The 1049-nt window shown below is 46.4% G+C and carries 1 protein-coding gene; it reads left to right on the plus strand.

The window, feature by feature from the left end; all coding sequences use genetic code 11:
• Positions 1 to 513: 513 nt before the first annotated feature.
• Positions 514 to 1049, plus strand: a 536-nt coding sequence (locus NE535_RS18625) for a reverse transcriptase domain-containing protein (protein WP_261300042.1), incomplete at its 3' end; no start/stop codon positions are given.

Consider the following 1049-nt stretch of genomic DNA (forward strand, 5'->3'; position numbering starts at 1 on the left):
ATGAACTAATGAGGTGAAAGTCCTCTGTAGGAAGATCACCGTTACTCTTTCTAAAAGAGAATAACATACTGTTATTAAACGTTAACTACTAGCGAATGGCAAGGGCTTAATTGCAAGGTTTGGTCTGGAGGAAGCCGCTAGCAAATTTGCGAGCTGATGAACAAGAACATCATATGAGGCGTAGGCTAGAGGTGAGTTGGCACAAGACGACGAAACCACGTGATCTAATGGCCACCGTAAATGATGCAGCAGTGCAAAGAAAGTTCATGTTCTTATCTGGGGAGATCTGTTTAACACGCGATCGGTCATTAACCAGTAAGGCTCTGGTTTATAAGTGCCTTGGCTTTTCAGCATCATCGACTGAAAAGAGCGAACCAGATGAAAACCGATAGCGCATGACGGGGTAACTTGGCATGTGATTAAGCAGAAGTCAGCAGACGGCATAGTAGCCCAACGCCCATCGTAATGGTTGGGATATGGTGAAGGCCTGAACATTTAGAAGAAGGAGGAGTCTTGTCAAACTTGTCGATACCCACTACGTCGCCAGACGATTACTATCGGCAGCGTATTGATATGCAACCGGCCTTCAACCGCGATCTATTTCAACAACTGCTCGAACCTGAAAATCTACACCGAGCTTGGCGTCAAGTTAAAGCCAATAAAGGCGCGGCTGGCATCGATGGCATGACCATCGAAGCCTTCCCGCTTTGGATGCAACAAGGCGGCTGGCAACAATGTAAATCTCAATTAGAGCTAGGTGAATACCAACCCTCAGCGGTCAGGCGGGTGGAGATCGACAAACCCGATGGCGGTAAACGCAAATTGGGGATCCCTAACGTCATTGACCGTGTGATACAGCAAGCTATTGCTCAAATACTCACGCCACTGTTTGACCCATTCTTCTCGACTAACAGCTTTGGCTTTAGGCCGAACAGAAATGCCAAACAAGCAGTACTGCAAGTAAGGGATATCATCAAACAGAAACGCAAATTTGCCGTCGACGTTGATCTGTCTAAGTTCTTTGACCGAGTTAATCATGATCTCTTGAT

Origin of the sequence: Shewanella holmiensis (assembly GCF_025370255.1) — a bacterium.
In the GTDB taxonomy this organism is placed as follows: domain Bacteria; phylum Pseudomonadota; class Gammaproteobacteria; order Enterobacterales; family Shewanellaceae; genus Shewanella; species Shewanella holmiensis.